Annotated in this window: 19 protein-coding genes and 7 tRNA genes; 18 read left to right on the top strand and 8 right to left on the bottom strand. The window is 66.8% G+C overall.

The window, feature by feature from the left end; genetic code table 11:
* Position 1 precedes the first annotated feature (1 nt).
* From CFB82_RS11550 to CFB82_RS11540, 3 genes are read right to left on the bottom strand one after another with little or no spacing between them, the layout of a single operon-like run.
* Positions 2 to 1,417, bottom strand: a complete 1,416-nt coding sequence (locus CFB82_RS11550; RefSeq protein ID WP_089484179.1) for an efflux transporter outer membrane subunit — start codon at positions 1,415 to 1,417, stop codon at positions 2 to 4.
* Complete coding sequence (locus CFB82_RS11545; protein WP_089484178.1) at positions 1,410 to 2,585, bottom strand: efflux RND transporter periplasmic adaptor subunit; 1,176 nt, start codon at positions 2,583 to 2,585, stop codon at positions 1,410 to 1,412. Before CFB82_RS11545 ends, CFB82_RS11550 begins: the two co-directional genes overlap by 8 nt.
* Positions 2,575 to 5,793, bottom strand: a complete 3,219-nt coding sequence (locus tag CFB82_RS11540; protein WP_089484177.1) for an efflux RND transporter permease subunit — start codon at positions 5,791 to 5,793, stop codon at positions 2,575 to 2,577. Before CFB82_RS11540 ends, CFB82_RS11545 begins: the two co-directional genes overlap by 11 nt.
* Positions 5,794 to 6,089: 296 nt before the next feature.
* On the opposite strand from CFB82_RS11540, the gene CFB82_RS11535 reads away from it, so the two are divergent.
* The 6 genes from CFB82_RS11535 to CFB82_RS11510 all read left to right on the top strand — a co-directional run bounded on the left by CFB82_RS11535 (position 6,090) and on the right by CFB82_RS11510 (position 13,132).
* Positions 6,090 to 6,455, top strand: a complete 366-nt coding sequence (locus tag CFB82_RS11535; protein ID WP_069248311.1) for a hypothetical protein — start codon at positions 6,090 to 6,092, stop codon at positions 6,453 to 6,455.
* Positions 6,456 to 6,596: 141 nt separating this feature from the next.
* On the top strand, positions 6,597 to 8,468 hold the full coding sequence (locus tag CFB82_RS11530; RefSeq protein ID WP_089484176.1) for an extracellular solute-binding protein: 1,872 nt from the start codon (positions 6,597 to 6,599) through the stop codon (positions 8,466 to 8,468).
* A gap of 52 nt (positions 8,469 to 8,520) precedes the next feature.
* Positions 8,521 to 9,564 carry a microcin C ABC transporter permease YejB gene (locus CFB82_RS11525; RefSeq protein ID WP_059532181.1) on the top strand — a complete coding sequence of 348 codons (1,044 nt, stop codon included), beginning with the start codon at positions 8,521 to 8,523 and terminating at the stop codon, positions 9,562 to 9,564.
* Positions 9,565 to 9,612: 48 nt separating this feature from the next.
* Complete coding sequence (locus CFB82_RS11520) at positions 9,613 to 10,710, top strand: ABC transporter permease (protein WP_069248308.1); 1,098 nt, start codon at positions 9,613 to 9,615, stop codon at positions 10,708 to 10,710.
* Positions 10,707 to 12,329, top strand: a complete 1,623-nt coding sequence (locus tag CFB82_RS11515) for an ABC transporter ATP-binding protein (protein WP_089484175.1) — start codon at positions 10,707 to 10,709, stop codon at positions 12,327 to 12,329. Before CFB82_RS11520 ends, CFB82_RS11515 begins: the two co-directional genes overlap by 4 nt.
* Before the next feature lie 128 nt (positions 12,330 to 12,457).
* Positions 12,458 to 13,132 carry a C40 family peptidase gene (locus CFB82_RS11510; RefSeq protein WP_089484174.1) on the top strand — a complete coding sequence of 225 codons (675 nt, stop codon included), beginning with the start codon at positions 12,458 to 12,460 and terminating at the stop codon, positions 13,130 to 13,132.
* A 147-nt stretch (positions 13,133 to 13,279) separates the two neighbouring features.
* Here the strand turns inward: CFB82_RS11510 and CFB82_RS11505 are convergent, their stop codons facing one another.
* Positions 13,280 to 14,194 (bottom strand): patatin-like phospholipase family protein, encoded by a 915-nt coding sequence (locus CFB82_RS11505; RefSeq protein ID WP_089425949.1) that lies wholly within the window; start codon positions 14,192 to 14,194, stop codon positions 13,280 to 13,282.
* Positions 14,195 to 14,473: 279 nt separating this feature from the next.
* On the opposite strand from CFB82_RS11505, the gene gltX reads away from it, so the two are divergent.
* From gltX to CFB82_RS11460, 9 genes are all read left to right on the top strand, one after another.
* Complete coding sequence (gltX, locus tag CFB82_RS11500) at positions 14,474 to 15,883, top strand: glutamate--tRNA ligase (RefSeq protein WP_089484173.1); 1,410 nt, start codon at positions 14,474 to 14,476, stop codon at positions 15,881 to 15,883.
* 128 nt (positions 15,884 to 16,011) lie between these two features.
* Positions 16,012 to 16,087: transfer RNA gene (locus CFB82_RS11495), tRNA-Ala, on the top strand.
* Positions 16,088 to 16,225: 138 nt separating this feature from the next.
* Positions 16,226 to 16,301: transfer RNA gene (locus CFB82_RS11490), tRNA-Glu, on the top strand.
* A 79-nt stretch (positions 16,302 to 16,380) separates the two neighbouring features.
* Positions 16,381 to 16,457 (top strand) — tRNA-Asp (locus CFB82_RS11485).
* Positions 16,458 to 16,520: 63 nt separating this feature from the next.
* Positions 16,521 to 16,596, top strand: a tRNA-Glu gene (locus tag CFB82_RS11480).
* Between the two features lie 78 nt (positions 16,597 to 16,674).
* Positions 16,675 to 16,751 (top strand) — tRNA-Asp (locus CFB82_RS11475).
* Positions 16,752 to 16,817: 66 nt separating this feature from the next.
* Positions 16,818 to 16,893 (top strand) — tRNA-Glu (locus CFB82_RS11470).
* Between the two features lie 73 nt (positions 16,894 to 16,966).
* Positions 16,967 to 17,043: transfer RNA gene (locus CFB82_RS11465), tRNA-Asp, on the top strand.
* Between the two features lie 351 nt (positions 17,044 to 17,394).
* Positions 17,395 to 17,859, top strand: a complete 465-nt coding sequence (locus CFB82_RS11460; RefSeq protein ID WP_069248304.1) for a GNAT family N-acetyltransferase — start codon at positions 17,395 to 17,397, stop codon at positions 17,857 to 17,859.
* Between the two features lie 26 nt (positions 17,860 to 17,885).
* On the opposite strand, the gene CFB82_RS11455 is transcribed toward CFB82_RS11460, so the two are convergent.
* Positions 17,886 to 18,761 (bottom strand): AraC family transcriptional regulator, encoded by an 876-nt coding sequence (locus CFB82_RS11455; RefSeq protein ID WP_089484197.1) that lies wholly within the window; start codon positions 18,759 to 18,761, stop codon positions 17,886 to 17,888.
* 258 nt (positions 18,762 to 19,019) lie between these two features.
* Between CFB82_RS11455 and CFB82_RS11450 the strand changes: the two genes are divergently transcribed.
* On the top strand, positions 19,020 to 19,433 hold the full coding sequence (locus tag CFB82_RS11450; protein ID WP_089484172.1) for a gamma-glutamylcyclotransferase family protein: 414 nt from the start codon (positions 19,020 to 19,022) through the stop codon (positions 19,431 to 19,433).
* Between the two features lie 135 nt (positions 19,434 to 19,568).
* On the opposite strand, the gene aceB is transcribed toward CFB82_RS11450, so the two are convergent.
* Both aceB and CFB82_RS11440 read right to left on the bottom strand, forming a co-directional pair.
* On the bottom strand, positions 19,569 to 21,161 hold the full coding sequence (gene aceB / locus CFB82_RS11445) for a malate synthase A (RefSeq protein ID WP_089484171.1): 1,593 nt from the start codon (positions 21,159 to 21,161) through the stop codon (positions 19,569 to 19,571).
* Between the two features lie 67 nt (positions 21,162 to 21,228).
* A complete protein-coding gene (locus tag CFB82_RS11440; protein WP_089484170.1) occupies positions 21,229 to 21,990 on the bottom strand; it encodes a haloacid dehalogenase type II in 762 nt (253 codons plus the stop codon).
* Between the two features lie 154 nt (positions 21,991 to 22,144).
* Between CFB82_RS11440 and CFB82_RS11435 the strand changes: the two genes are divergently transcribed.
* Complete coding sequence (locus tag CFB82_RS11435) at positions 22,145 to 23,050, top strand: LysR family transcriptional regulator (RefSeq protein WP_069248301.1); 906 nt, start codon at positions 22,145 to 22,147, stop codon at positions 23,048 to 23,050.
* 159 nt (positions 23,051 to 23,209) lie between these two features.
* Positions 23,210 to 23,644: a universal stress protein gene (locus CFB82_RS11430; RefSeq protein WP_031399397.1), complete on the top strand. Its 435-nt coding sequence runs from the start codon at positions 23,210 to 23,212 to the stop codon at positions 23,642 to 23,644.
* 200 nt (positions 23,645 to 23,844) lie between these two features.
* Here CFB82_RS11430 and aceA read toward each other — a convergent pair whose 3' ends face one another.
* On the bottom strand, positions 23,845 to 25,152 hold the full coding sequence (aceA, locus tag CFB82_RS11425; RefSeq protein ID WP_069248300.1) for an isocitrate lyase: 1,308 nt from the start codon (positions 25,150 to 25,152) through the stop codon (positions 23,845 to 23,847).
* Positions 25,153 to 25,353: the final 201 nt, after the last annotated feature.

The following is a 25,353-nucleotide window of genomic DNA, read 5'->3' as shown; positions in this document are numbered from 1 at the left end:
TTCATGAACGCGCGTCGTGCCAGCCGCCGCCGAGCGCACGCACGAGTCCGACGGATGCCTGCAGGCGTCGGGCGTCGACATCGAGCGCCGCGATCTGCGTATCGAGTTCGGTCGTCTGCGCGGTGACCACGTCGAGATAGCTGACCGCGCCGTCGCGATAGCGCGACATCGCCAGCGCAAGCGAATGCCGCGCCGCGACGAGCGCCGTGTCGTCCTGGTCCGATTCGTCGCCGAGGCGGTGCAACTGGGCAAGATCGTCCTCGACGTCGCGGAACGCCTGCAGCACGACCGCGCGGTAGCGCGCGCCCTGTTCGTCGAACTGCGCGCGCGCATTGCGTACGCCGGCGGCACGCCGGCCCCCGTCGAACAGCGTCATCGCGAGACGCGGCCCGATCGACCAGATCTCGTTGGGCGCGGCGAGCCAGGGCGAAAACGTATCGCTCTGGAACCCGGCGTCGAGGCCGAGCGACAGGTCGGGAAAGTACGCGGCGCGTGCGACGCCGATCCGCGCGTTCGCGGCCGCGACGCGGCGTTCGGCGGCGGCGACGTCAGGCCTGCGTTCGAGCAGGGTCGACGCGAGTCCCGTCGGAATCGACGGCACGCCCGGCAGCGCAGCAACGGGCGGCAGCGAGAACGTCGACGCGGATTCCCCGACGAGTGCCGCGATCGCATGCTCGTCGAGCGCGCGACGCGCGGCGATGTCGGACGCACGTGCCCGGGCGAGCGCGAGTTGCGTTTGCGCGCGCGAGACGTCGAGTCCCGAGGCGAGGCCGCCGCGATGGCGGCTGACCGTCAGTTGCCACGCACGGCGGTATGTGTCGATCGTCTGCGCGAGCGTGTCCGCTTCACGGTCGAGCCCCGCAAGGTCGAAGTAGGTGCTGGCGACGCCGGCCTGCAGGCTGAGCCGGACCGACGCGAGATCGTCGTCGGCCGCCTGCGCGTCGTCACGGCCGGCCGCGACCGCGTTGCGGACCTTGCCCCACAGATCGACGTCGTAGCCGAACCCCGCTTCGAGCGTGTTCGACTCATAGGTATCCGGCTGACCGCTGCCACGCAGCGGCCGGCGCGCGGACTGACGGTCGCGGTCGGTCTCGGCATCGATCCCCACGGTCGGCAGCAACGCCGCATGCGCCTCGTCGAACAGCGCTGCGGCTTCATCGTGCCGCGCGACGGCGGCGGCCAGGTCGGGATTCGCGCGCGCGACGAGCGGTTCGAGCCGGTCGAGTGTCGCGTCGCCGAACACGCGCCACCAGCCGTCACGCGGCAGGCGATCGGCTGGCACGGCATCGACCCACGCGCCCGTTTCGCGAAACGCGGTCGGTACCGGAACGGCCGGCGCGCGATAGGCCGGCGCCAGCGAGCAGCCGGCGAGCAGCGCGATGCTGCCCAGCCACACAGCGAGCAGACGGTCAGCCATGCGCACGCTCCGTCGCCGAGGGGCCGGCGATACGCACAGGGTCGCCATCCGCGAGCGAATCGGGTGGATTGTCGATCACGCGGTCGGCGGCCGCGAGCCCCGATGCGATCTCGACGCGCGTGCCGAGATCGGTCGCGATCGATACGTTGCGCAGCCGCGCATGCCCGGTTGGATCGAGCACGGCGACTTGCAATCCGTCGTGGCGGAAGATCAGCGTGCTTGCCGGAATCGACAGCGCATGCGCGGCGCCGGGCATCGCGATCCGGACCTGCGCGTACTCGCCCGGGAACAGCATGCCTGCCGGGTTGGCGATCGAGAACTGCGCGAGCAGCGTGCCGGAAGCCGGATCGATCGATTGGGCGGAATCGGCGAGCGTGGCGTCGAACGTCATGCCGGGCCGCTCGGGCACGGTCAGCGCGACACGCATGCCGGCGCGGATCGCGGCCGCGTCGTCTTGCGGAACGTGGACGTACAGCCGCAGCCGCCGCGCGTCCGAGACGGTGAAGAGTTCGGCGCCGTTGCCGCTGCCGGCGTCGATCAGTGCGCCGACATCGGTCTTGCGGGCCGTCACGATGCCGTCGAACGGTGCGGTGAGCCGCTTGAACGATTCGAGCGCTTCCAGCCGCCGTACATTGGCGGTGCTCGCCGCGACGGCCGCGCGTTTCGCGTCGAGGTCGCTGCGTTTCTCGTCGGCCTCCTGCTGCGAGACGGAATCCTGCGCGAGCATCTCGGCCCAGCGGGCAGCCGTGACGGCCGCAAGCCGTTCGTTCGCGGTCGCGCTCTGCAGGTCGGCGCGTGCCTGCTGCAACTGCTGGTCGAGATCGGGCGTGTCGATCGACGCCAGCAACTGGCCGGCTTTCACATGCGCGCCGATGTCGGCGTACCACGCGTGCAGGTAGCCGGGCACGCGCGCGTAGATCGGCGCGTCGACGTACGCGTCGAGCCGGCCGGGCAGCACCAGCGCGTCGGCCGCGGCCGGCTGCGGCGCAACCGTCGCGACGGTCGGGATGACCTGTTGCACGGTCCAGGCGGCGACCGCGTGCGCATCGTGCATGCGGGCGACGAGGCCGGCCGCCGCGACGGCGAGCGCGGCGATGGCCCCCGCGATCGCGAGCGGTTTCAGATAGCGCGGCGTGCCAGGGGGGCGGACGTCGAATTCAGTGGACATGCTGTTCTCCCGGAGTGAGGGGCAGGGATTCGGAACGGGGCGCGCGATCGCGCCGGTGGACGAGGCTGAACACGACGGGCACGAACACGAGCGTCGCGACGGTCGCGCACAGCAGGCCGCCGATGACCGCACGGCCGAGCGGCGCGTTCTGCTCGCCGCCGTCGCCGAGACCGAGGGCCATCGGCGCCATGCCGATGATCATCGCGAGCGCGGTCATCATCACGGGCCGAAAGCGCGTGAAGCCGGCCTCGAGCGCGGCGACGGCCGCATCGGCGGTGTGCGCGAGCCGTTCGCGCGCGAAAGTCACGACGAGGATGCTGTTCGCGGTCGCGACCCCCATGCACAGGATCGCGCCCGTCAAGGCCGGCACCGACAGCGGCGTGCGCGTGACGAACAGCATCCAGACGATGCCGGCGAGTGCCGCGGGCAGGCCGCTCACGATCACGAATGCGTCGCGCCACGAATGGAAGTTGACGACGATCAGCAGGTAGATCAGCAGGACCGCGCCGGCGAGGCCCGCGAGCAGCCCGCCGAACGCGCCGTTCATCGTCTGTACCTGGCCGCGCACGGTCACGCGCGATCCCTTGGGCAAGCCAGGCGCGCTCGCGCGCAGCACGCGTTCGATGTCGGCGCTGACCGCGCCGAGATCGCGATCCTGCGTCGTCGCGAAGATGTCGTACAGCGGGGCGATGTCGTAGTGCGACACCACTGCGTCGGTCTGTCCGCGCACGATCGTCGCGAGGCCGCCGAGCAGTTGCGGCGCGCCCGAGCGGCCCGTGACGGGCAGCGCGCGCAGGTCCGACAGCGACGTCATCCGGTATTGGGGCGTCTGCGCGACGATCGGATATGACACGCCGTTGTGCGGATCGAGCCAGTAGGTCGGCGATACCTGGCTCGTGCCGGACAGGCTGGCGACCACGGCATTGGTGACATCCTGCTCGGTGATGCCGAGTTGCGCGGCCCGCGTACGGTCGACCGATACGGTGAACTGCGGATAGGTCGACGCCTGCTGCACGCGGGCGTCGGCCACCCCCGGCACGCTGCGGATGCGCCGCAACAGCTCGGTCGCATAGGCGCGGTTGGCGGCGCGATCGGGGCCGGTTACCTGCACGTCGATCGGCGCGGGCGCGCCGAAGTTGAGGATCTGGCTCACGATGTCGGCGGGCAGGAACGAGAACGTCACGCCCGGAAACGCGCGCGGCAGCCGCGTACGCAACTGCTTGACGTAGTCGGCGGTCGGCGCGTGGTCGCCCGTGAGCGACACGAGGATATCGCCGTCCTGCGGGCCGATCGTGCCGCTGTTGCTGTACGTGAGGTTGATCCCGCTGTTCGGCAGCCCCATGTTGTCGACGATGCTCGCGATCGCGTGGGGCGGCACGACGCCGCGCACCGTCTGCTCGACGTGGTCGAACAGCGCGGCCGTCTCCTCGATGCGCGTGCCGATCGGTGCGCGCACGTGAATCGCGATTTCGCCCGCGTCGACCGACGGGAAGAAATTGCGGCCGAGCCAGGGCACCAGCACGAACGACACGGCCACCGCCGCGAGGAACAGCGCGACGAAACGTGCGCGGTGGACGAGTGCGAGGCCGAGCACGACGCGGTAGCCGGCGCGCAGTGCGGCGAAGCGGCGCTCGAACCCCTGCTGGAACGCGACGAGCGGATTGCGCGCGCGTGGCGGCGGGAAGGGCGCGCCGTGCGGCGCGAGTGCGGCCGCAGGATGCGCGGCATGCGGTTTCAACAGGTAACGGGCCATCATCGGCACGAACGTGCGCGACAGCACGAACGACGCGATCATCGCGAAGATCACGGCTTCGGCCATCGGCACGAACAGGAAGCGGGCCACGCCATCGAGCAGCAGCATCGGCACGAACACGATGCAGATGCACAGCAGCGACACGAAGGCCGGCGCGACGATCTGCGACGCGCCGTCGAGGATCGCATCGCGCACCGCCTTGCCCTGTTCGAGGTGCCAGTTCACGTTCTCGATCGTGACCGTGGCATCGTCGACGAGTATGCCGACCGCGAGCGCGAGCCCGCCGAGCGTCATCACGTTGAGCGTCTCGCCCGCGGCCGCGAGCGCCGCGATCGCGGCCAGCACGGCGAGCGGAATGGACGCGGCGATGATCAGCGTCGAGCGCCAGCTGCCGAGAAACAGCAGGATCATCGCGGACGTGAGCGCGGCGGCGATCAGGCCTTCGCGCGCCACGCCGCTGACGGCGCCCTTGACGAACACGGACTGGTCGCCCATCACGACGAGCCTGAGCGACGGCGGCAGGGTCGCCTCGATGCGCGGCAACTGCGCCTTGACGCCCGAGATGATGTCGAGCGTCGACGCCGAACCGCTTTTCAGCACGCTCATCAGCACCGCGCGCCGGCCGTCGACGCGCACGATGTTGCCCTGCGGCGGATAGCCGTCGCGGACGTGCGCGACGTCGCGCATGAAGATCACCGCGCCGTTCACGCTTCGGATCGGCAGCGCATTGAGCTGGTCGATGGTCAGCGGGCTGTCGTTGAGCCGGATGTTGTACTCGAAGCCGCCGATCTTCTGCGTGCCGGCCGGGATGATCTGGTTCTGCTGCGCCAGCGCGGTCGCGACATCCTGCGCGGACAGCCCCTTGGCCTGCAGCGCCTGCGGATCGAGATCGATCTGCACCTGGCGCACCTTGCCGCCGTACGGCGACGGAATCGCGACACCCGCGACGGACAGCAACTGAGGCCGGATCACGTTGGTCGCGTAGTCGCCGAGCTGCTGTTCGTTCAGCGTGTCGCTCGTCAGCGCCAGCTGCAGCACGGGCACGGTCGATGCGTTGTAGTTGAGGATCTGCGGCGGCGTGGTGCCCGGCGGCATCTGCTTGAGCACGGTCTGCGAGATCGACGTGACCTGCGCGGTCGCGGTGCGGATGTCGACGCCCGGCTGGAAGAAGATCTTGACGATCCCGAAGCTGCGGAACGATTGCGACTCGATGTGCGCGACGTCGTTGACCGTCGTGCCGAGCGTGCGCTCGTAGTAGGTGACGATGCGTCCGGCCATGTCGGCCGGCTGCAGGCCCGCGTAGTTCCACACCACGCTGATGACCGGAATCCGGATGTCGGGGAAGATGTCGGTCGGCGTGCGCAGCGCCGCGAGCGGCCCCGCGATCAGGATCAGCAGCGCGAGGACGATGAACGTGTAGGGGCGCGCGAGCGCGAGTCGGACGAGTTTCAGCATCGGCGAGGTCTCCGCCGGCGCGGGGCGCCGGCCTGTCAGCGAAGTGCCGAAGCGCGGCGGGAGCCCGGTTCGGCTCGCGCAGTGTGCGTGGCGCTGCTTAACGCGGGGCGCGGGGCAGGATGAAAGATGTTTTAGGAATGGTGCGTGAGGGGCCGGACGGGCGCCGATTGTTACAAGACGTTAGCGCGAGCTTCCCGTTGCGATGCCGCGCATCAGTTCTTACAAAGTGGAAATATGCGGAGACGGCGCTTGCCGTTATAGTCGAATCACACATGAAACAACCAGAAGAGGAATCCATGAAGACCTTGCGTGTTGCCTCGCTCTTGACCGGTATGACGGCGTTGCTCGTGTCGGGCGCAGCAATGGCGGGAGTCAATGTCGGGATCAATCTCGGCGTTCCGGCGCCGGTCTACGTCGCGCCCGCACCCGTGTATGCGCCGCCGCCTCCGCCGCCGGTCGTCTATCAGCCTGCGCCGGTCTACGCGCCCGCCCCGGTATACGCACCGGGGCCGACCATCGTGATCGGCTGGCACGGCGACCGCTACTGGGACGGCCGTCGCTACTGGGGCCGTGACGAGTGGTACCGCCGTCATGGCCGCGGCTGGGGCGATCGTGGCGATCGCGGCCACTGGGACAACGGCCGCCACAACGGCTGGCACTGATCGGCAGGGCGCGCCCGCCTGATGCGCGCCCCCGATCCGCTCGTGAAGAAACCGCCCGCGTGGCGGTTTTCTTTTGGCTCGCCGGCCTGAATGGGTAGAATCGTCCCTCGTTACTACCCTCATTCGACCGACAGGGCCTCTATGACGAAGGGTTCGCCCCGGGCCGCCGCCGCGCGCGTCCGCCGTGCGATACGAATGGCCGGCCGCACGGCCGTGGTGTTCGTGCTGCAAGCGGTGCTGGCCGCGACCGCTGCGCACGCGGTCTACGCCATTGCGCAGTACGGCGAGCCGAAGTATCCGCCGGGCTTCAGGCATTTCGACTACGTCAACCCCGATGCGCCGAAGGGCGGCACGCTGGTGCTCGCGAACCCGAACCGGCTGACGTCGTTCGACAAGTTCAACCCGTTCACGATGCGCGGCAATTCCGCGCCGGGCCTCGACATGCTGTTCGAGAGCCTCGCGACCGGCAGCTCGGACGAGCCGGCCTCCGCGTACGGCCTGCTCGCCGACGACATCGACATCGCACCGGACCGCCGGTCGGTCACGTTCCACCTGAATCCGCGCGCGCGCTTCTCGAACGGCGAGCGCGTCACCGCCGACGACGTCAAGTTCTCGTTCGACACGCTGAAGAGCAAGCAGGCCGCGCCGCAGTTCGGCGCCTATTTCGCGGAGATCGTGAAGGCCGTGGTCGTCGATCCGGCCACCGTGCGCTTCGAGTTCCGCAGCACGAACCGCGAATTGCCGCTGATCGCCGGCGGCGTGCCGGTGTTTTCTCGCAAGTGGGGGTTGCGCGCGGACGGCTCGCGCATCCCGTTCGACCAGCTCGCGTTCGAGCAGCCGATCGGCAGCGGCCCGTACCTGATCGACCATTACGACAACGGCCGGACGATCACTTACCGGCGCAACCCGGCGTACTGGGGCGCCGACCTGCCGGTGCGGGTGGGCACCAACAACTTCGAGCGGATCGTCTACAAGCTGTACGGCGACGGCGTCGCGCGGCTCGAGGCGTTCAAGGCCGGCGAATACGACGTGCTCGTCGAGTACATCGCGCGCAACTGGACGCGCCGCGACGTCGGCAAGCGTTTCGACAACGGCGAGCTCATCAAGCGTGAATTCCGCCAGCACAACGGCGCCGGCATGCAGGGCTTCTTCATGAACCTGCGCCGGCCGCTGTTTCGCGACGTGCGCGTGCGCCAGGCGCTCGATCTCGCGTTCGACTTCGAATGGCTGAACCGCCAGCTGTTCTACAGCGGCTACACGCGTATGAACAGCTACTTCGCCGACACCGACCTGCAGGCGACCGGCACGCCCGGCCCGGGCGAGCTGAAGCTGCTGGAGCCGCTGCGCGCGCAGCTCGACCCGGCCGTGTTCGGTCCGATGGTCACGCAGCCGAACACGAATCCGCCGGGCTCGTTGCGCGCGAACCTGCTGAAGGCGCGCGCGCTGCTCGCGCAGGCCGGCTGGACCTATCGCGACGGCGCGCTGCGCAACGCGAAAGGCGAGCCGTTCACGTTCGAGATCCTCGACGATTCCGGCGCGGCGATGGAAGGGATCGTGGCGGCGTACCAGCGCAACCTGGCGAAGCTCGGTATCGACGCACGTTTTCGGACGGCCGATTACGCGCTGCTGCAAAAGCGCCTCGACGCGTTCGACTACGACATGACGACGATCCGCTTGCCGGGCGTGCAGGTGCCGGGCGCCGAGCAATACTCGCGTTACGCGAGCAAGTTCGCCGACGAGCCGGGCTCCGACAACTTCATCGGGCTGAAGTCGCCGGCCGTCGACGCGCTGCTGCACGCGCTCGGTACCGCGCAGACGCGCGAAGACCTGCTCGACGCGACGCACGCGCTCGACCGCGTGCTGATGCACGGCTACTACGCGGTCCCGCAGTGGTACAGCACGACGCACCGGGTCGCGTACAAGCGCACGCTTGCCTATCCGCAGACGCTGCCGCTGTACTATTCGGCCGAGGGCTGGGTCGTGTCGACCTGGTGGGCGAAGCCCGACCACTGACCCACGCCGCCCTGACGTCCAACCCCGCCTACCGATCGCGAGTCGACGCCCTATGTGGAGCTATATCCTCAAACGCCTGCTGCTGATGATCCCGACGCTCATCGGCGTGCTGACCCTCACGTTCGCGGTGATCCAGTTCGTGCCGGGCGGCCCCGTCGAACAGGCCGTGCAGGAATTGCGCAAGGGCGCGACGGAGCAGGGCGCGGTGCCGTTCGGGATGCGCGCGCACACCGGCGTCGACGCGCAGCAGCTCGCGCAGCTCAAGGCGCTGTACGGCTTCGACAAACCGCCGCTCGAACGCTACTGGCTGATGCTCAAGCGCTTCGCGCGCTTCGATCTCGGCGACAGCTATTTCCGCCACCAGAGCGTGTGGTCGCTGGTCGTGCAGAAGCTGCCCGTGTCGATCAGCATCGGGCTGTGGACGTTCTTCCTCACGTACCTGATATCGGTGCCGCTCGGCATCGCGAAGGCGGTGCGCAACGGTTCGCCGTTCGACGTCGCGACGAGCCTCGTCGTGCTCGTCGGCTATGCGATTCCGGGCTTCGTGCTCGGCGTGCTGCTGCTCGTGCTGTTCGGCGGCGGCTCGTTCTGGCAGCTGTTCCCGCTGCGCGGGCTCACGTCGGACAACTTCGCGCAGCTGTCGCTCGTCGGCAAGGTGCTCGACTACCTGTGGCACATCGCGCTGCCGATCACCGCGTCGGTCGTCGGCAGCTTCGCGGTCGTCACGATGCTCACGAAGAATGCGTTCCTCGACCAGATCCGCCGGCAATACGTGCTGACCGCGCGTGCGAAGGGGCTCTCCGAGCGCAACGTGCTGTGGAAGCACGTGTTCCGCAACGCGATGCTGCCGCTGATCGTCGGCTTTCCGGCCGCGTTCATCGGCGCGTTCTTCACCGGCAGCCTGCTGATCGAGACGCTGTTCTCGCTCGACGGCCTCGGGCTGCTGTCGTACGAATCGGTCGTGCGGCGCGACTATCCGGTCGTGCTCGGCACGCTGTACCTGTTCACGCTGATCGGGCTCGCGACCAAGCTGATCTCCGATCTCTGCTATGTGTGGGTCGATCCGCGCATTCAATTCGATACCCTGGAGCGCTGACATGAAACCGTCCGTCTGCATGCCCGGCGTCACCGGGCGAGGTGCGCGATGAACCGGGCCGTCGTGTCATCCCGCATCGACGCGGCGCGCGCCCGCGTGTCGCCGTCGCCCGCGCGCCGCGTATGGCAGCGCTTCAGGCAGCAGCGCCTCGGCTACTGGAGCTTCGTGATCTTCTTCGTCGCGTTCGCCGCGAGCGTGGCGGCGCCGCTGTGGTCGAACGACAAGCCGCTCGTCGTGCGTTACGACGGCCAGTACTATTTCCCGCTGTTCCACGCGTATCCGGAGACGACGTTCGGCGGCGATTTCCCGACGCCGGCCGACTATCTCGATCCGTACGTGCGCAAGCGGCTCGAGGCGCCCGGCAACTTCGTCGTCTACCCGCCGAACCGTTACAACTACGACACGCTGAACTACTTCTCGAACGTGCCGAATCCCGCGCCGCCGTCGCGCGCGAACTGGCTCGGCACCGACGCGCAGGGGCGCGACCTGCTCGCGCGGCTCGTGTACGGGTTCCGCGTGTCGGTCGAGTTCGGGCTGATCCTGACCGTGATCGGCACGCTGCTCGGGATTGCCGCGGGCGCCGTGCAGGGCTTCTTCGGCGGGCGCATCGACATCGTCGGGCAGCGGCTGATCGAGATCTGGAGTTCGCTGCCCGAGCTGTACCTGCTGATCATCTTCGCGTCGATCTTCGAGCCGAGCTTCCTGCTGCTGATCGTGCTGCTTTCACTGTTCGGCTGGATCGGGCTCGCCGACTACGTGCGCGCGGAATTCCTGCGCAACCGCACGCAGGACTACGTGCGCGCGGCCCGTGCGATGGGCCTCACGAACTGGCAAATCATCTGGCGCCACGTGCTGCCGAACAGTCTCACGCCGGTGATCACGTTCCTGCCGTTCCGGATGAGCGGTTCGATCCTCGCGCTCACGAGCCTCGATTTCCTCGGGCTCGGCGTGCCGCCGCCGACCCCGAGCCTCGGCGAGCTCCTCGCGCAGGGCAAGGGCAACCTCGACGCGTGGTGGATTTCGCTGTCGACCTTCGGCGTGCTGGTCGCGACGCTGTTGCTGCTGACCTTCATGGGCGATGCGCTGCGCAACGCACTCGACACGCGGATCGCCGATTCGGTGCGCGCGGCGGGAGGCCAGCGATGAGCGAACCGGTCGTATCGACGCAGCACGAGCCGCTGCTGGCGCTCGAGCATCTGCATGTGCGCTTCGGCGACACGGTCGCGGTGGACGACGTGACGCTCGCGATCGGCCGCGGCGAGCGCGTCGCGCTGGTCGGCGAGTCGGGCTCGGGCAAGAGCGTGACCGCGCTGTCGATCCTGCGGCTGCTGCGCGACGCCGACGTGAGCGGTGCGATCCGCTTCGCCGGACAGGACCTCGTCGGCAAGAGCGAACGCGAGATGCGCGGGCTGCGCGGCTCGGACATCGCGATGATCTTCCAGGAGCCGATGACCGCGCTCAACCCGCTGTATACGATCGGCGTGCAGATCGGCGAGACGATCGTGCTGCACGACGGCGTGTCGGCGGTCGAGGCGCGCAAGCGCGCGATCGCGTTGCTCGCGCGCACGGGCATCGCGGAGCCGGAGAAGCGCGTCGACAGCTATCCGCACCAGTTGTCGGGCGGCCAGCGCCAGCGCGCGATGATCGCGATGGCGCTCGCCTGCCGGCCGCGCCTGTTGCTGGCCGACGAGCCGACCACCGCGCTCGACGTGACGATCCGCGCGCAGATCGTCGATCTGCTGCTCGAACTGCAGCGCGAGGAAGCGGAAAAGCGCGGGATGGCGATCCTGCTGATCACGCACGACCTGAATCTCGTGCGGCACTTCGCGGATCGCGTCGCGGTGATGGAGCACGGCCGGCTCGTCGAGAGCGGGCCCGTCGAGCGGATCTTCGCGGAACCCGAGCATCCGTACACGCAGCGGCTGCTGAACAGCCGGCCGCAACGCGCGGTCACCCCGGTGATGCCGATCGCGCCGGTCGTGCTCGACGCGCAGCACGTGAGCGTGCAGTTCGCGCGCAAGCGGCCGGGCATCGCGGGCTGGTTCGGCTCGGTGCCGGTGACGGCCGTAGCCGACGTGTCGGTGTCGGTGCGGCAGGGCGAGACGCTCGGCATCGTCGGCGAATCGGGGTCCGGGAAGTCGACGCTCGCGATGGCGCTGCTCGGCCTGCAGAAGACGGCCGGCGGCACGATCGAATTCCAGGGGCGCGCGCTGTCGACCTATCGCGGCCGCGAACAGACCGCGCTGCGCTCGAACATGCAGGTCGTCTTTCAGGATCCGTTCAGTTCACTTTCACCGCGTCACACGATCGAGCGGATCGTCGGCGAGGGGCTCGAGCTGCATCGCCCGGACATGACGCCCGACGCGCGGCGTGCGAAGTCGCTGGCGGTGCTGCGCGAAGTCGGCCTCGACCGCACGGTGCTGCACCGTTATCCGCACGAATTCTCGGGCGGGCAGCGCCAGCGGATCGCGATCGCGCGGGCGCTGGTGCTGGAGCCGCGCATCCTGATCCTCGACGAACCGACGTCCGCGCTCGACGTGTCGATCCAGCAGCAGGTGCTGAAACTGCTCGCGAATTTGCAACAGAAATACAACCTCGGCTATGTCTTCATCAGCCATGACCTGGAGGTGATCGGGGCGATGGCGCACCGCGTCGCGGTGATGCAGGACGGGGCCGTCGTCGAGTCGGGAGAGGTGGCCGACATCTTCACCAGGCCGTCACATCCTTACACACAAAAGCTGTTGAAAGCGGTCTGGAAAGCGTGATAGGCGGCCAATGGTCTGACCATCTCGATTGTATTTATTAATTTGTTTTGACAAACGATTACGCGCTGGCTAGTATCGACCGAAATTTTCCGCCAATCAGCTGATTTTTAAGCAAATTCCATCGACCAATGCAGCATCGATCCCTGACCCAGGCATGCGCGCGCACCATCGCCGGGCTGTTCATCGGCGCCCTGTTTGCAGCAGCTCCCGGCGCGTTCGCCGACGAAGTCAGCAGTTTTAACCAAAATGTCACGAATTCGACGCAGAACGGGTCGAGTTCCTCCCTCCAGCAGACCAGCGCGCAGCCGTCGAGCGGCGGCGCGAAGTCGTTCCTCGCGGGCATGGCCGGCAAAGCGGGCGACGTGGTCGTCGGCGCGCTGAACATGATCGGCGTGCGCTATCGCTGGGGCGGCAACTCGCCGGATTCGGGCCTCGACTGCAGCGGCTTCGTGCGCTACGTGTTCCAGGACACCCTCGGCATGTCGCTGCCGCGTCGTGCGGAAGAGATGAGCCGCGTCGGCGAGAAGGTGAGCATGAGCAACCTCAAGCCGGGCGACCTCGTGTTTTTCAACACGATGCGCCGTACGTTCTCGCACGTCGGCATCTATATCGGCGACAACAAGTTCGTGCACTCGCCGTCGACGGGCAGCACCATCCGCGTCGACGATCTCGACAGCGGCTACTGGGAAAAGCGTTTCACCGGCGCGCGCCGGCTCGAATCGGAGTTCCCGATGAAGCCGGAAGACCTGCGTCAGCGTGTGCGCGCGACGATCGGCGACGATTCGGCGAACGGCAACAACTGACGTTCGACGGCCGGTCCGGCCGGATCGAAAAAACCCTGTCACCGAAAGGCGGCAGGGTTTTTTGTTTTGGGGCGGTGCAAACGGTGAGCTGAAAACCGTTTCGCCGTGGGCAGGCCGGCGGCGCGCGCCGGCCCGCGCATCGCGTGATTACGCGGCAGCCACGCCGCGCGCTGCCGCGAGCTTGCGCTGCAGTTCCGGCATGATCCGCGCGACGGCTTCCTCGCCCGCGAGAATCGCCGCGTTGCGCTGGTTGAAGTCGCTGCCGCCCATCGCGTTGAGATTCGGGCGGATCACGACGTCCGCGTACTTGTCGAGTTCGTAGGTCTTGATCGTCTGGCCCATGATCGTGAAGGTCTGCAGCAGCATCTCGATCGGGTTGTTGGTTGCCGCGCCGTCCGGCCGGGACGAGATGTCGACCGCGATCACGAAGCTCGCGCCCATCTTGCGCGCATACGACGCGGGCACCGGGCTCACGAGGCCGCCATCCACATACTCGCGGTTGCCGATCTTCACCGGCTCGAACACCGACGGCACGCTGCACGATGCGCGCACGGCGAGCCCCGTATTGCCTTGCTGGAACAGGATCGGCTGGCCGTTCTGCAGATCGGTCGCGACGATGCCGAGCGGCTTCGCCATCTTCTCGATCGGCCGGTTGTTGAGGGTCTTGTTCAGGAAGTTCTGCAGCGCGACGCCTTGCAGCAGCCCGCGCGAGCGGAACGGCAGCGCCCAGTCGCTGATCGCCGCCTGATCCATGTCGAGCGCGATCTTGTTGATCTGCAGTGCGCTCATGCCCGAGGCATAGAGTGCGCCGACCACCGAGCCCGCGCTCGTGCCCGCGACGATCTCGATCGGGATGCCACGCGCCTCGAGCGCTTTCAGCACGCCGATGTGCGAGAAGCCGCGCGCGGCGCCGCCGCCGAGGGCGATGCCGATCTTCACGGGCTTTTCCTGCGGCAGTGCAGCGCCGGGGCGGGATTTGTCGCCGAACGACGTGCAGGCGGCGAGGCTGGCGGACGCGGCGGCGATCGTGAAGTGGCGGCGCGACAGGCGAGGGGACGACATCGAATGGTTCTCCGGCGGCTTGGCGGCGGGTGTCACGGCCCGCGGCGGCGATAGGTTCCGAGCGGCCGCGCAGGGGTTCCGTGCGGCCGGCGCCGCGCCGGCTGGCGGCCGCGGCGCGCACATCATAAAGCAAGCGGCGCGCTTGGCGCGATGTCCGGCGCGAGTATAATTCCGGCTTCTTTCCCGTTCCGGGCGTCGCCGGCCCCGTTGCTGTCCGGGCTGCCGCCGTCGATCCCGCGTCGAATCATTCATGCGCCCCAGGCGTTCGAGTTACCGTTTATGACCCGTCCTGTCCGTACCCGCTTCGCGCCGAGTCCCACCGGCTTCATCCACCTCGGCAACATCCGCTCCGCGCTCTATCCGTGGGCGTTCGCCCGCAAGATGAAGGGCACGTTCGTGCTGCGCATCGAGGATACCGACGTCGAGCGTTCGTCGCAGGAAGCGGTCGACGCGATCCTCGAAGGGATGCAATGGCTCGGCCTGGATTTCGATGAAGGCCCGATCTACCAGATGCAGCGGATGGACCGCTATCGCGAGGTGCTCGCGCAGATGCTCGAGAAGGGCCTCGCGTACCCGTGCTACATGTCGGCCGACGAACTCGACGCGCTGCGCGAACGCCAGCGCGAGGCCGGCCTGAAGCCGCGCTACGACGGCACGTGGCGTCCGGAGCCCGGCAAGGTGCTGCCGGAGCCGCCGGCCGGCGTGAAGCCGGTGCTGCGCTTCCGCAATCCGTTGACCGGCACGGTCGTGTGGGACGACGCCGTGAAGGGGCGTGTCGAGATCTCGAACGAGGAACTCGACGACCTCGTGATCGCGCGCCCGGACGGCACGCCGATCTACAACTTCTGCGTGGTGGTGGACGACATGGACATGGGCATCACGCACGTGATCCGTGGCGACGACCACGTGAACAACACGCCGCGCCAGATCAACATCCTGAATGCGCTCGGCGGCGAGCCGCCCGTCTATGCGCACCTGCCGACCGTGCTGAACGAGCAGGGCGAGAAGATGAGCAAGCGGCATGGCGCGATGAGCGTGATGGCGTACCGCGACGCAGGCTTCCTGCCCGAAGCCGTCGTCAACTATCTCGCGCGCCTCGGCTGGTCGCACGGCGACGCCGAGATCTTCTCGCGCGAGCAGTTCGTCGAGTGGTTCGATCTCGAGCATCTCGGCAAGTCGCCCGCGCAGTACGACCACAGCAAGCTGAGCTGGCTGAACGCGCATTACATCAAGGAAGCCGACAACGCGCGCCTCGCCGAGCTGGCGAAGCCGTTCCTCTCCGCGCTCGGCATCGACGATGCGGCGATCGCGACGGGCCCTGCGCTCGAAGCGGTGGTCGGTCTGATGAAGGATCGTGCGACGACGGTCAAGGAGATCGCGGAAGGCGCCACGATGTTCTACCGTGTACCGGCACCGGAAGCCGATGCGCTTGCGCAGCACGTGACCGATGCGGTGCGTCCGGCGCTGGCCGATCTCGCCGCTGCGCTGAAGGCGGCCGACTGGACGAAGGAGGCCGTGTCCGCCGCGCTGAAGTCGACGCTCGGCACGCACAAGCTGAAGATGCCGCAACTCGCGATGCCGGTGCGCCTGCTGGTGGCGGGTACGACGCATACGCCGTCGATCGATGCGGTGCTCGTGCTGTTCGGTCGCGATGTCGTAGTGTCGCGCATCGAGGCGGCGCTGGCCTGAGGTTCGACGGCGAGCGAAGCTGCCCGTGCGTGACATCGCGGCAGCTTCGCAAAAAATTTCGCTCGAATCGCAAAAAGGGTATTTACAAGTTCGAAGTAGCTCCATATAATCTCATTTCTGTTCTGCAAGGGGGTATAGCTCAGCTGGGAGAGCGCTTGCATGGCATGCAAGAGGTCAGCGGTTCGATCCCGCTTACCTCCACCATCAGAACAAGCTGGGTTGATTTGCGAAGCAGTGGTAGTAATAAATGCTTCACAAAATGATTCAAAGCAGTTAGAATTTCGGCCTTCGCTGTTGATTGAAAAATGAATAGCGAAAGTCAGACAGATCTGAAAAGATTTTGTCCCCTTCGTCTAGAGGCCTAGGACATCACCCTTTCACGGTGAGTACAGGGGTTCGAATCCCCTAGGGGACGCCAGATTCAGCGGCGTTTCATAGAAATGTCGCAACGCTTGCAGGAACGTAACCGACGTCCTGCAGGTGAGGGTAAGAAAGCTGGAGCGGTAGTTCAGTCGGTTAGAATACCGGCCTGTCACGCCGGGGGTCGCGGGTTCGAGTCCCGTCCGCTCCGCCAGAACGAAGCCCGTTCAAGACGTTTTTGAGCGGGCTTTTGTATTAAGAATGTAAGCAGTACGTTGTCCCCTTCGTCTAGAGGCCTAGGACATCACCCTTTCACGGTGAGTACAGGGGTTCGAATCCCCTAGGGGACGCCAGATTCAGCGGCGTTTCGTAGAAGTGTCGCAACACATGCAGGAACGTGACGATGTCCTGCAGGTGTGAGCAAGAAAGCTGGAGCGGTAGTTCAGTTGGTTAGAATACCGGCCTGTCACGCCGGGGGTCGCGGGTTCGAGCCCCGTCCGCTCCGCCAGAACGAAGCCCGTTCAAAGAACGATTTTTGAACGGGCTTTTGCATTAAAGATGTAAGCAGTACGTTGTCCCCTTCGTCTAGAGGCCTAGGACATCACCCTTTCACGGTGAGTACAGGGGTTCGAATCCCCTAGGGGACGCCAGATTTCGGCGTCGTTCGAACAAACGATGCGCCGGCAGGAAGCAACCGACGCCTGCCAGGCAAGTAGCAAGACTGGAGCGGTAGTTCAGTCGGTTAGAATACCGGCCTGTCACGCCGGGGGTCGCGGGTTCGAGTCCCGTCCGCTCCGCCAAAAAATGAAGAAGCCCGCCTTGTGCGGGCTTTTTCATTTGCATTTCCGGTTGCGCCCGCTGGCGGGCGCGTGACTGTGGAGTGGAGGAAGCTGCCTGCGCAGCTTCCGGCGGGACTCGAAGGGCTGCGCTTGCAAGCGCAGCCGCGGCCTGCAGGATGTAGGCGAGTCCCGTCCGCTCCGCCAAAAAAATGAAGAAGCCCGCCTTGTGCGGGCTTTTTCATTTGCGTTTCCGGTTGCGCCGCCGGTCGCGTAACCGCCGGTCATCCGGTGTCGAGCCGCTACGAGAAATCCGCGATTGCATCCGCACGCGACTGCGCTATCGTGGCGGGATGCGTTCTTGACCCCTGCGCGATGCTCGATCCGACCGACCTGCGACTCCTTTATCAGCTCCGGCCCGCGGAGGCTGGCGATTTTCCGTTTGCCGAAGCGCTGACGCACGGCAACATGGGCGGCTACTACAAGCGGCATGGGCTCGTGTGGCGCAGTGACCTGTTCTACGCGAGCTGGCGCGATTCCGAGAACTTCATCCTGGAGGCTGACGGCGAGCGCATCGGCGTGCTGCGCGTGACCGAGGAGGGCGACTCGCTGCACATCCGCGACGTACAGATCGCGGCCGGTCATCGTGGGCAGGGCGCCGGCACCTACTTGCTCGACATGTCGCACCGCTGGGCGCGCGCGCGCGGGCTGCACGAACTGCAACTGCGCGTGTTCGTCGACAATCCAGCCGCGCGTCTCTACCTGCGCATGGGCTATCGGGTTACCGGGTCGCGGCTCGCGCAGCTGGGCTCGATCCGCCACATGGTGCGCCCGGTCTGAAGTCCTGACGACCTGGCGCGAGGCGTTCAGCGGGCAGCGTCGATCGCGTCGTCGTCCGGAGTTTCGTCGTCCGCGCGGCTGCCTTCCGGGCCGCGGTGCTCGTAGCCGCGCAGCATGAATGCGCGCGGGCTTTCTCCGAATGCACGCCGGAACATCGCCGAAAACGCGCTCTGGCTCTGGTAGCCGAGTTCGCGCGCGATATGCGACAGCGGGCGCCCCTGGTTCAGCAACGGAATGGCCCGCGCCAGCAGCGCCTGCTGGCGCCACTGCGAAAAGCTCACACCCAGTTCCTGCTTGAAGAGCCGCGAAATCGTGCGCGTGCTGGCACCGACCTCGCTGGCCCAATGCTCGAGCGACTCCGCGTGGGCCGGTTGCGCGAGGACCGATTCGCACAGCATGCGCAGCCGTTTTTCGTCGGGCATCGGCACCGCGAGCGGCAGCGGCTCGGCGTGACTCAACTCGTCGAGCACGAGCCCGCACAGCAGGCGCTCGCGCGTGGCGCTCAGGTCGCGCGCGTCGAGTGCGACGATCAGTTCGCGCAGGAGTCCCGTCACTTCGACGACGCGGCACGCGTCGAGCCCGTCCGGCACGATCGACTCGTCGATATACAGCGTGCGCAGATACGCCTCTTCGACGATCACGACCTCATGCGTCACGCGCGGCGGCACCCAGATCGCGCGGGACGGCGGCACCATCCATGTCGTGCCGGTCGTCGCGACGCGCAGCACGCCGCGCGAGGCGTACGCGAGTTGCGCCCACGCATGCGTATGCAGCGGGATGCGGTGCCCGGTATCGACCTGCCGGGCGCGCACGCGCATCGGATGGACGGCGGTCGGCGCGAATTCGGGCGGAATGTCGATGACGTACGGGTTCGATACGTCGGCTTGGAACGGCGGGTTCATGGACGATTCGGGCAGCGCGGCGGCGATGCCGTTATTGTAGAAGGCGCCGCGAAAGTGCATGCGGCGGTTTGTCGGTCGATCATGCCGCGTTCAAATGAACTTTGTGTGGGGCCCCGGCGATTTTCGGACTGCCCCGGGGCCGGGCGCGCTTGCGGGTTCGAACCATCCGGCCGGTATCGTGGTCTATCGATGCGCGGGCGATTTCGCCACGAATCGCGTGCGAACACGGCAACACACGAATCAAAGAGGAGAACCACGATGCGCTACGTATTCGTCTACGGCACCCTGAGAAACGGGGAGGTCAACGACATCGGCCACGCGGCCGCCAGGCACGGGATTGCCGCGCCGACGCTGCTCGGTGCCGTCGCGCTGCCGGGCGAACTGTACGATTTCGGCACGTATCCGGGAATGATCGCCGGGTCGGCCGGCAAGTCGCTGGTCTGGGGCGACGTCTACGAGGTCGACGACCAGCTCGTTCCCGTGCTCGACGAAATCGAGCGCGTGTATCCGGGCGTCGACTCGCTGTTCAAGCCGGAAGACGTGACCGTCGAGCTCGGCGGCCGGCAGTACGCGTGCCTTTACTATCCGGTTGCCGCGCACGCGATTGTCGGGCGTCCGCGCATTGCGTCGGGCGACTGGGTTCAGCACCGGCGCGAGCGGGAAGCCGTCTGACCGGTTGCGCGACCGCCGCGGTAGCGGATCCGGTCGCAAAAGAGAAAGCGCCCCGAGGGGCGTTTTTTTTGACGCTGTCATCGCACACGACCGGCGCCGACGCAGGGCCGGCCCCGGTCGAGGCGGGCAGCGACGTCAGATTTCCTCGTACAGCGGCAGCGTCAGGAATTCGGTGAAGCCTTCCGACGTCGACATCTGCTCGAAGATCGCCGCGGCGCGCTCGTACGGCTGCGTGTTGCCGCCGACCGAGCGCTTCACGTTGTCGAGTTCGGCCTTCGCGAATTCACGCACGAGTTCGGCGGTGACCTTGCGGCCGTCGTCGAGCACGCCCTTCGGCGAGCGGATCCATTGCCACACCTGCGAACGGGAGATCTCGGCCGTGGCCGCGTCTTCCATCAGGTTGTGGATCGGCACGCAGCCGTTGCCGTCGAGCCATGCGCCGAGGTAGTGGATGCCGACGTTGATGTTGTTGCGCAGGCCGGCTTCGGTGATCGGCGCTTCCGGCTGGAAGTCGAGCAGGTTCTTGCCTTCGACCTGCACGTCGTCGCGCTGCTTCGCGATCTGGTTCGGCTTGTCGCCGAGCACCTTGACGAACTCTTCCATCGCGATCGGCACGAGGCCCGGGTGGGCCACCCAGCCGCCGTCGTAGCCGTCGGTCGCGTCGCGCTGCTTGTCCGAGCGCACGCCGCCCATGGCCTTGTCGTTCGCTTCCGGATCGTTCTTGATCGGGATCAGCGCGCTCATCCCGCCGATCGCCGGCGCGTTGCGCTTGTGGCAGGTCTTCAGCAGCAGCAGCGCGTACGCGCGCATGAACGGCACCGTCATCGTGATCTTCGAACGCTCGGCGAGGCAGAAGTCGCGGTCGTTCTTGAATTTCTTGATGGCCGAGAAGATGTAGTCCCAACGGCCGGCGTTCAGGCCCGAGCTGTGTTCGCGCAGTTCGTACAGGATCTCGTCCATCTCGAACGCGGCGAGGATCGTCTCGATCAGCACCGTCGCGCGGATCGTGCCGCGCGGCACGCCGACGCCTTCCTGCGCGGTGACGAAGATGTCGTTCCACAGGCGCGCCTCGAGATGGCTTTCCATCTTCGGCAGGTAGAAGTACGGGCCCGAGCCGCGCGCGAGCAGTTCCTTCGCGTTGTGGAACAGGAACAGCGCGAAATCGAAGATGCCGCCGGACACGCGCTGGCCGTCAACCGTCACGTGCTTCTCGTCGAGGTGCCAGCCACGCGGACGCACGATCAGCGTCGCGACCTTGTCGTTCAGCCGGTACGACTTGCCGTTCTGCTCGAGCGAGATCGTGCGGCGCACCGCGTCCTTCAGGTTGATCTGGCCGTCGATCTGGTTCGTCCAGCTCGGCGCGTTCGAATCCTCGAAGTCCGTCATGTACGAATCGGCGCCCGAGTTCAGCGCGTTGATGATCATCTTGCGCTCGACGGGGCCCGTGATCTCGACACGGCGGCATTGCAGGTCGGCCGGCAGCGGCGCGACCTTCCAGTCGCCTTCGCGGATCGCCTTCGTCTCGGCCAGGAAGTCGGGGCGCTCGCCCGCGTCGAGGCGTTTCGTGCGCTCGACGCGCGCCTGCAGCAGCGCCTGGCGGCGCGGCTCGAACGTGCGGTGCAGCGCTGCGACGAGTGCGAGCGCTTCGGGCGTCAGGATTGCTTCGTAACCCGGCTTGATTTCGCCGGTGATCGCCATGCCTTGCGGCAGCGTGATCGGGGTGCTCATGAGTCTCATCTCCTTGGTCGGTCAGTTGCGGTTTCGGTGAAGGGGGAAGGCGGCAGCGCTGCGAACGTCATGCACCCGGGCTGGGGCGCGTGCGGTTTGCGGGTCTGCCGGACGGAGCCGGGGCGGCGAGGAATGCGAGCAGGTCGGCCATGCCGGTGCCGGTGCCGTCGGGCGGCGCACCGAGTTCCTCGGCGGGCGCGCCCGTGCGGTTGAGCCAGAACGTCGTGTAGCCGAACCAGACGGCGCCGGCGACGTCCCACGCGTTCGACGACACGAACACGATGCCGCGCCGGTTCGGTCCGAACGCGTCGGTGCCGAGCGCGTAGGCGGCCGGGCTCGGCTTGTACGCGCGCACGGTGTCTGCCGACAGCACGCGATCGAACAGCCCGGACATGCCGGCGCTCTTGATCGCGATGTCGAGCATCTGCGGCGTGCCGTTCGACAGGATCCCGAGCGGCGGGCGCGGGTCGAGCGCGCGCAGCTTGCGCAGCGCGGGCACCGTATCGGGATAGGTGGACAGGCACGCGTATTCGTCCATCAGCCGCTTCTCGGCCGCGCTGTTCAGCGCGAGCCCGAGCCGGCGCGCGGCGAACCGCAGCGCATCGAGCGTGATGTCCCGGAACGGGCGATAGCGGGCGCCGGCCGGATCGGCGAGCGTGCGCAGTTGCGAATATTCGATTTGCTTGCGTCGCCACAACTGCGACAACCGTTCCCCGTGACCGGGAAACATCTGCTCCGCCGCGGCCAGGACCGCACGCACGTCGAACAACGTGCCGAATGCGTCGAAGAGGATTGCGTCGGGAGAGGAGAGTGTCGTTGTGGCCGACATAGCCTTGCGCTCCAGTTTCAGAGGTCAGGTGAATTCTATTCGTGATCGTATGTGCTAAAAAATACGCTAAACATCACTTGATCTTTTACTTTCATATACATAATCTTGAGCGGTTTAAGCCATTTGAAGGGCGGCAGCGCCGCCCCTGCGAGTCATGGACCGGTTCAAGCAGATCGAAACGTTCGCCGCGGTCGCGGCAAAGGGCAGCCTGTCGGCGGCCGCGCATGCGGAAGGTGTCGCGCCGGCGATCATCGGCCGCCGGCTCGACGCGCTCGAGGAGCGGCTCGGCGTGAAACTGCTGGTGCGCACGACGCGCAAGCTCACGCTGACGTTCGAGGGCTCGGCGTTCCTCGAGGATTGCCAGCGCGTGATCAACGACATGCAGAACGCGGAGGCGAGCGTGTCCGCCGGCGGCGTCAAGGCGAGCGGCCACCTGCGCATTTCCGCGCCGGCCGGCTTCGGTCGGCGGCACGTCGCGCCGCTCGTGCCCGAATTCAGCGTCGGGCATCCGGACGTATCGGTCACGCTCGACCTGTCCGACCGCATGGTCGACCTCGTCAACGAGGGGTTCGATTGCGCGGTGCGGCTCGGCGAGCTGCCCGACTCGTCGCTCGTGTCGCTGAAGCTCGGCGAGAACCGCCGCGTGTGCGTCGCGTCGCCCGCGTATCTCTCCCGGCGCGGCACGCCGGCCACGCTCGCCGAGCTGGCGCGGCACAACTGCCTCGCGCTCGCGGCAAATGCGAACCAGCAACGCGGCTGGACGTTCCAGGAAGACGACAAGGTCGTGTCGATCCGCGTGAACGGCACGATGGAATGCTCGGACGGTGCGGTGCTGCACGAGTGGTGCCTCGAGGGTCACGGGCTCGCGTGGCGCTCGTGGTGGGAGGTCGGCGAAGACATCGCGGCCGGCCGGCTCGTCAGCGTGCTCGACGCGTTCGCCGCTCCGCCGATCGGCATCCACGCGGTATTCCCGCAGCGCCGGCATCTGCCGCTGCGCGTGCGGCTGTTTCTCGATTACCTGAAGCACACGTACGAGCAGCCCGGATATTGGGGCGAGTAGGCCACGCGTGCCCGCGCGTTTCCGATATGAGGGCGAACCCGCTGCACAGCCCGGCCGCGTGCTTTCACGTCCTACAATCGAAACAGGCATGCCCCACGCGACGCGGCCGGACCGCCCGGAAGCGCGGCGCGCGGAGTGCGATTGACGAAGGAGGGCGCGATGTTCCGGCACATCCTCGTTCCAACCGACGGTTCCGAACTGTCGCAGAAGGCGATCGACGGTGCGATCGACCTGGCGCGCGCGGTCGGTGCGCGGGTTACGGCCTACGCGTGCCTGCCGCAGTATCCGTACTCGCCGTTTTCCGAAGTGATCATCGAGCCGCCCGCCGATTTCCGGGCGCGCAGCGAGCGCGAGGCACGCGCGCACCTCGACGAGGTCGAATCGGCCGCGAAGGCGGCCGGCGTCGATTGCGACACCTGGACGAGCGTGCATCCGTCGCCGTATCTCGGCATCATCGAGGCGGCCGAACGCGGCGGCTGCGACGTGATCTTCATGGCGTCCCACGGTCGCCGCGGGCTCGGCAGCTTGCTGATCGGCAGCGAGACGCAGCGCGTGCTGACCCATACGAAAATTCCGGTGATCGTGTATCGGTAGGGCGGCGCCCTGGAAAAAAGGGCGCGCCGGACGGAGCCGGCGCGCGTCGTTGCTGGCGGCCCGCAGGCCGCGCGGCCGGTCGCGCGATCGGTATCGCGCGCCTGCCGTCTCCTCCCTGATTGTTGTTCGGTGGCCGATGCCCGCCGTCGCGAGACGAGGTCGGGCATCGGCATGACGCGTGGCGCGTCGTGTTTTTCTGCTTACGCGACCTTCTTGCCGTCGAAGAACTGTTCGTCCTCGGTCGAGCCGTGCAATGCGGTGGTCGATGCTTCGCGTTCGACCGTCTGGGTCACGGCGTCGAAGTAGCCGGTGCCGACTTCGCGCTGGTGCTTGACCGCCGTGAAGCCCTTGTCCGCCGCCGCGAACTCGGCCTGCTGCAATTCGACGAATGCGCTCATCTGCGTGCGGGCATAGCCGTGCGCGAGGTTGAACATCGAGTAGTTCAGCGCATGGAAGCCGGCCAGCGTGATGAACTGGAACTTGTAGCCCATCGCGCCGAGCTCCTTCTGGAACTTCGCGATCGTCGCGTCGTCGAGGTTCTTCTTCCAGTTGAACGACGGCGAGCAGTTGTACGACAGCAGCTTGCCCGGGAACTGCTTGTGGATCGCTTCCGCGAACTTCTTCGCGTACTCGAGATCCGGCTTGCCCGTTTCGCACCAGACCAGGTCGGCGTACGGTGCGTACGCGAGACCGCGCGAGATCGCCTGTTCGATGCCCGGCTTCGTGCGGAAGAAGCCTTCCACCGTGCGCTCGCCCGTCAGGAACGGCTTGTCGTTGTCGTCGACGTCGGACGTGATCAGGTCGGCCGCTTCCGCGTCGGTGCGGGCGACCAGCACGGTCGACGTGCCCATCACGTCGGCCGCGAGACGTGCGGCCGACAGCTTCGCGACGGCCTCACGCGTCGGCACGAGCACCTTGCCGCCCATGTGGCCGCACTTCTTCACCGAAGCGAGCTGGTCCTCGAAGTGGACGCCCGACGCGCCGGCTTCGATCATCGCCTTCATCAGTTCGAATGCATTCAGCACGCCGCCGAAACCGGCTTCCGCATCGGCGACGATCGGTGCGAAGAAGTCGACATAGCCTTCGTCGCCCGGGTTCTTGCCTTCCGACCACTGGATCTGGTCGGCGCGCGTCAGCGTGTTGTTGATGCGCTTCACGACGAGCGGCACGGAGTTTGCCGGGTACAGCGACTGGTCCGGGTACATTTCGCCCGCGACGTTCGCGTCGCCGGCCACTTGCCAGCCGGACAGGTAGATGGCCTTCAGGCCGGCCTTCACCTGCTGCATCGCCTGGTTGCCGGTCAGTGCGCCGAGTGCGTTGACGAACGGCTCGTTGTTGACGAGGCTCCACAGTTTTTCCGCCCCGCGCTTGGCGAGCGTGTGCTCGATCGGGATCGAACCACGCAGCCGAACCACGTCCTCAGCCGAGTAGCTGCGCTTGATGCCTTTCCAGCGCGGATCGGTTTCCCATTGCTTTTGCAGTTCCTGTGCCTGTTGCTGTCGCGACATGATGAGCTCCTTGATGCGGTGCGATGCCTGATGGGTTGACTCTGACGGTGTTGACGCTGGTCTCGAAGCCGGAAGCAGTGCGTTCGGTTTCGTGAGGTCTTGTATAAGAGTCTAGGCAAATCGGCTGGAGCGGGACAGGGGGCGGCTTGAGGTGTGTGGTAAATTTTTAATTGTTTTAAATCAATAGCTTGAAATTGTAAT

The organism is Burkholderia sp. HI2714 (assembly GCF_002223085.1).
GTDB classification, from domain to species: Bacteria; Pseudomonadota; Gammaproteobacteria; order Burkholderiales; family Burkholderiaceae; genus Burkholderia; species Burkholderia lata_D.
Note: the sequence above shows the minus strand (reverse complement) of the source record. Positions and strands in the feature narration are given on the sequence as shown.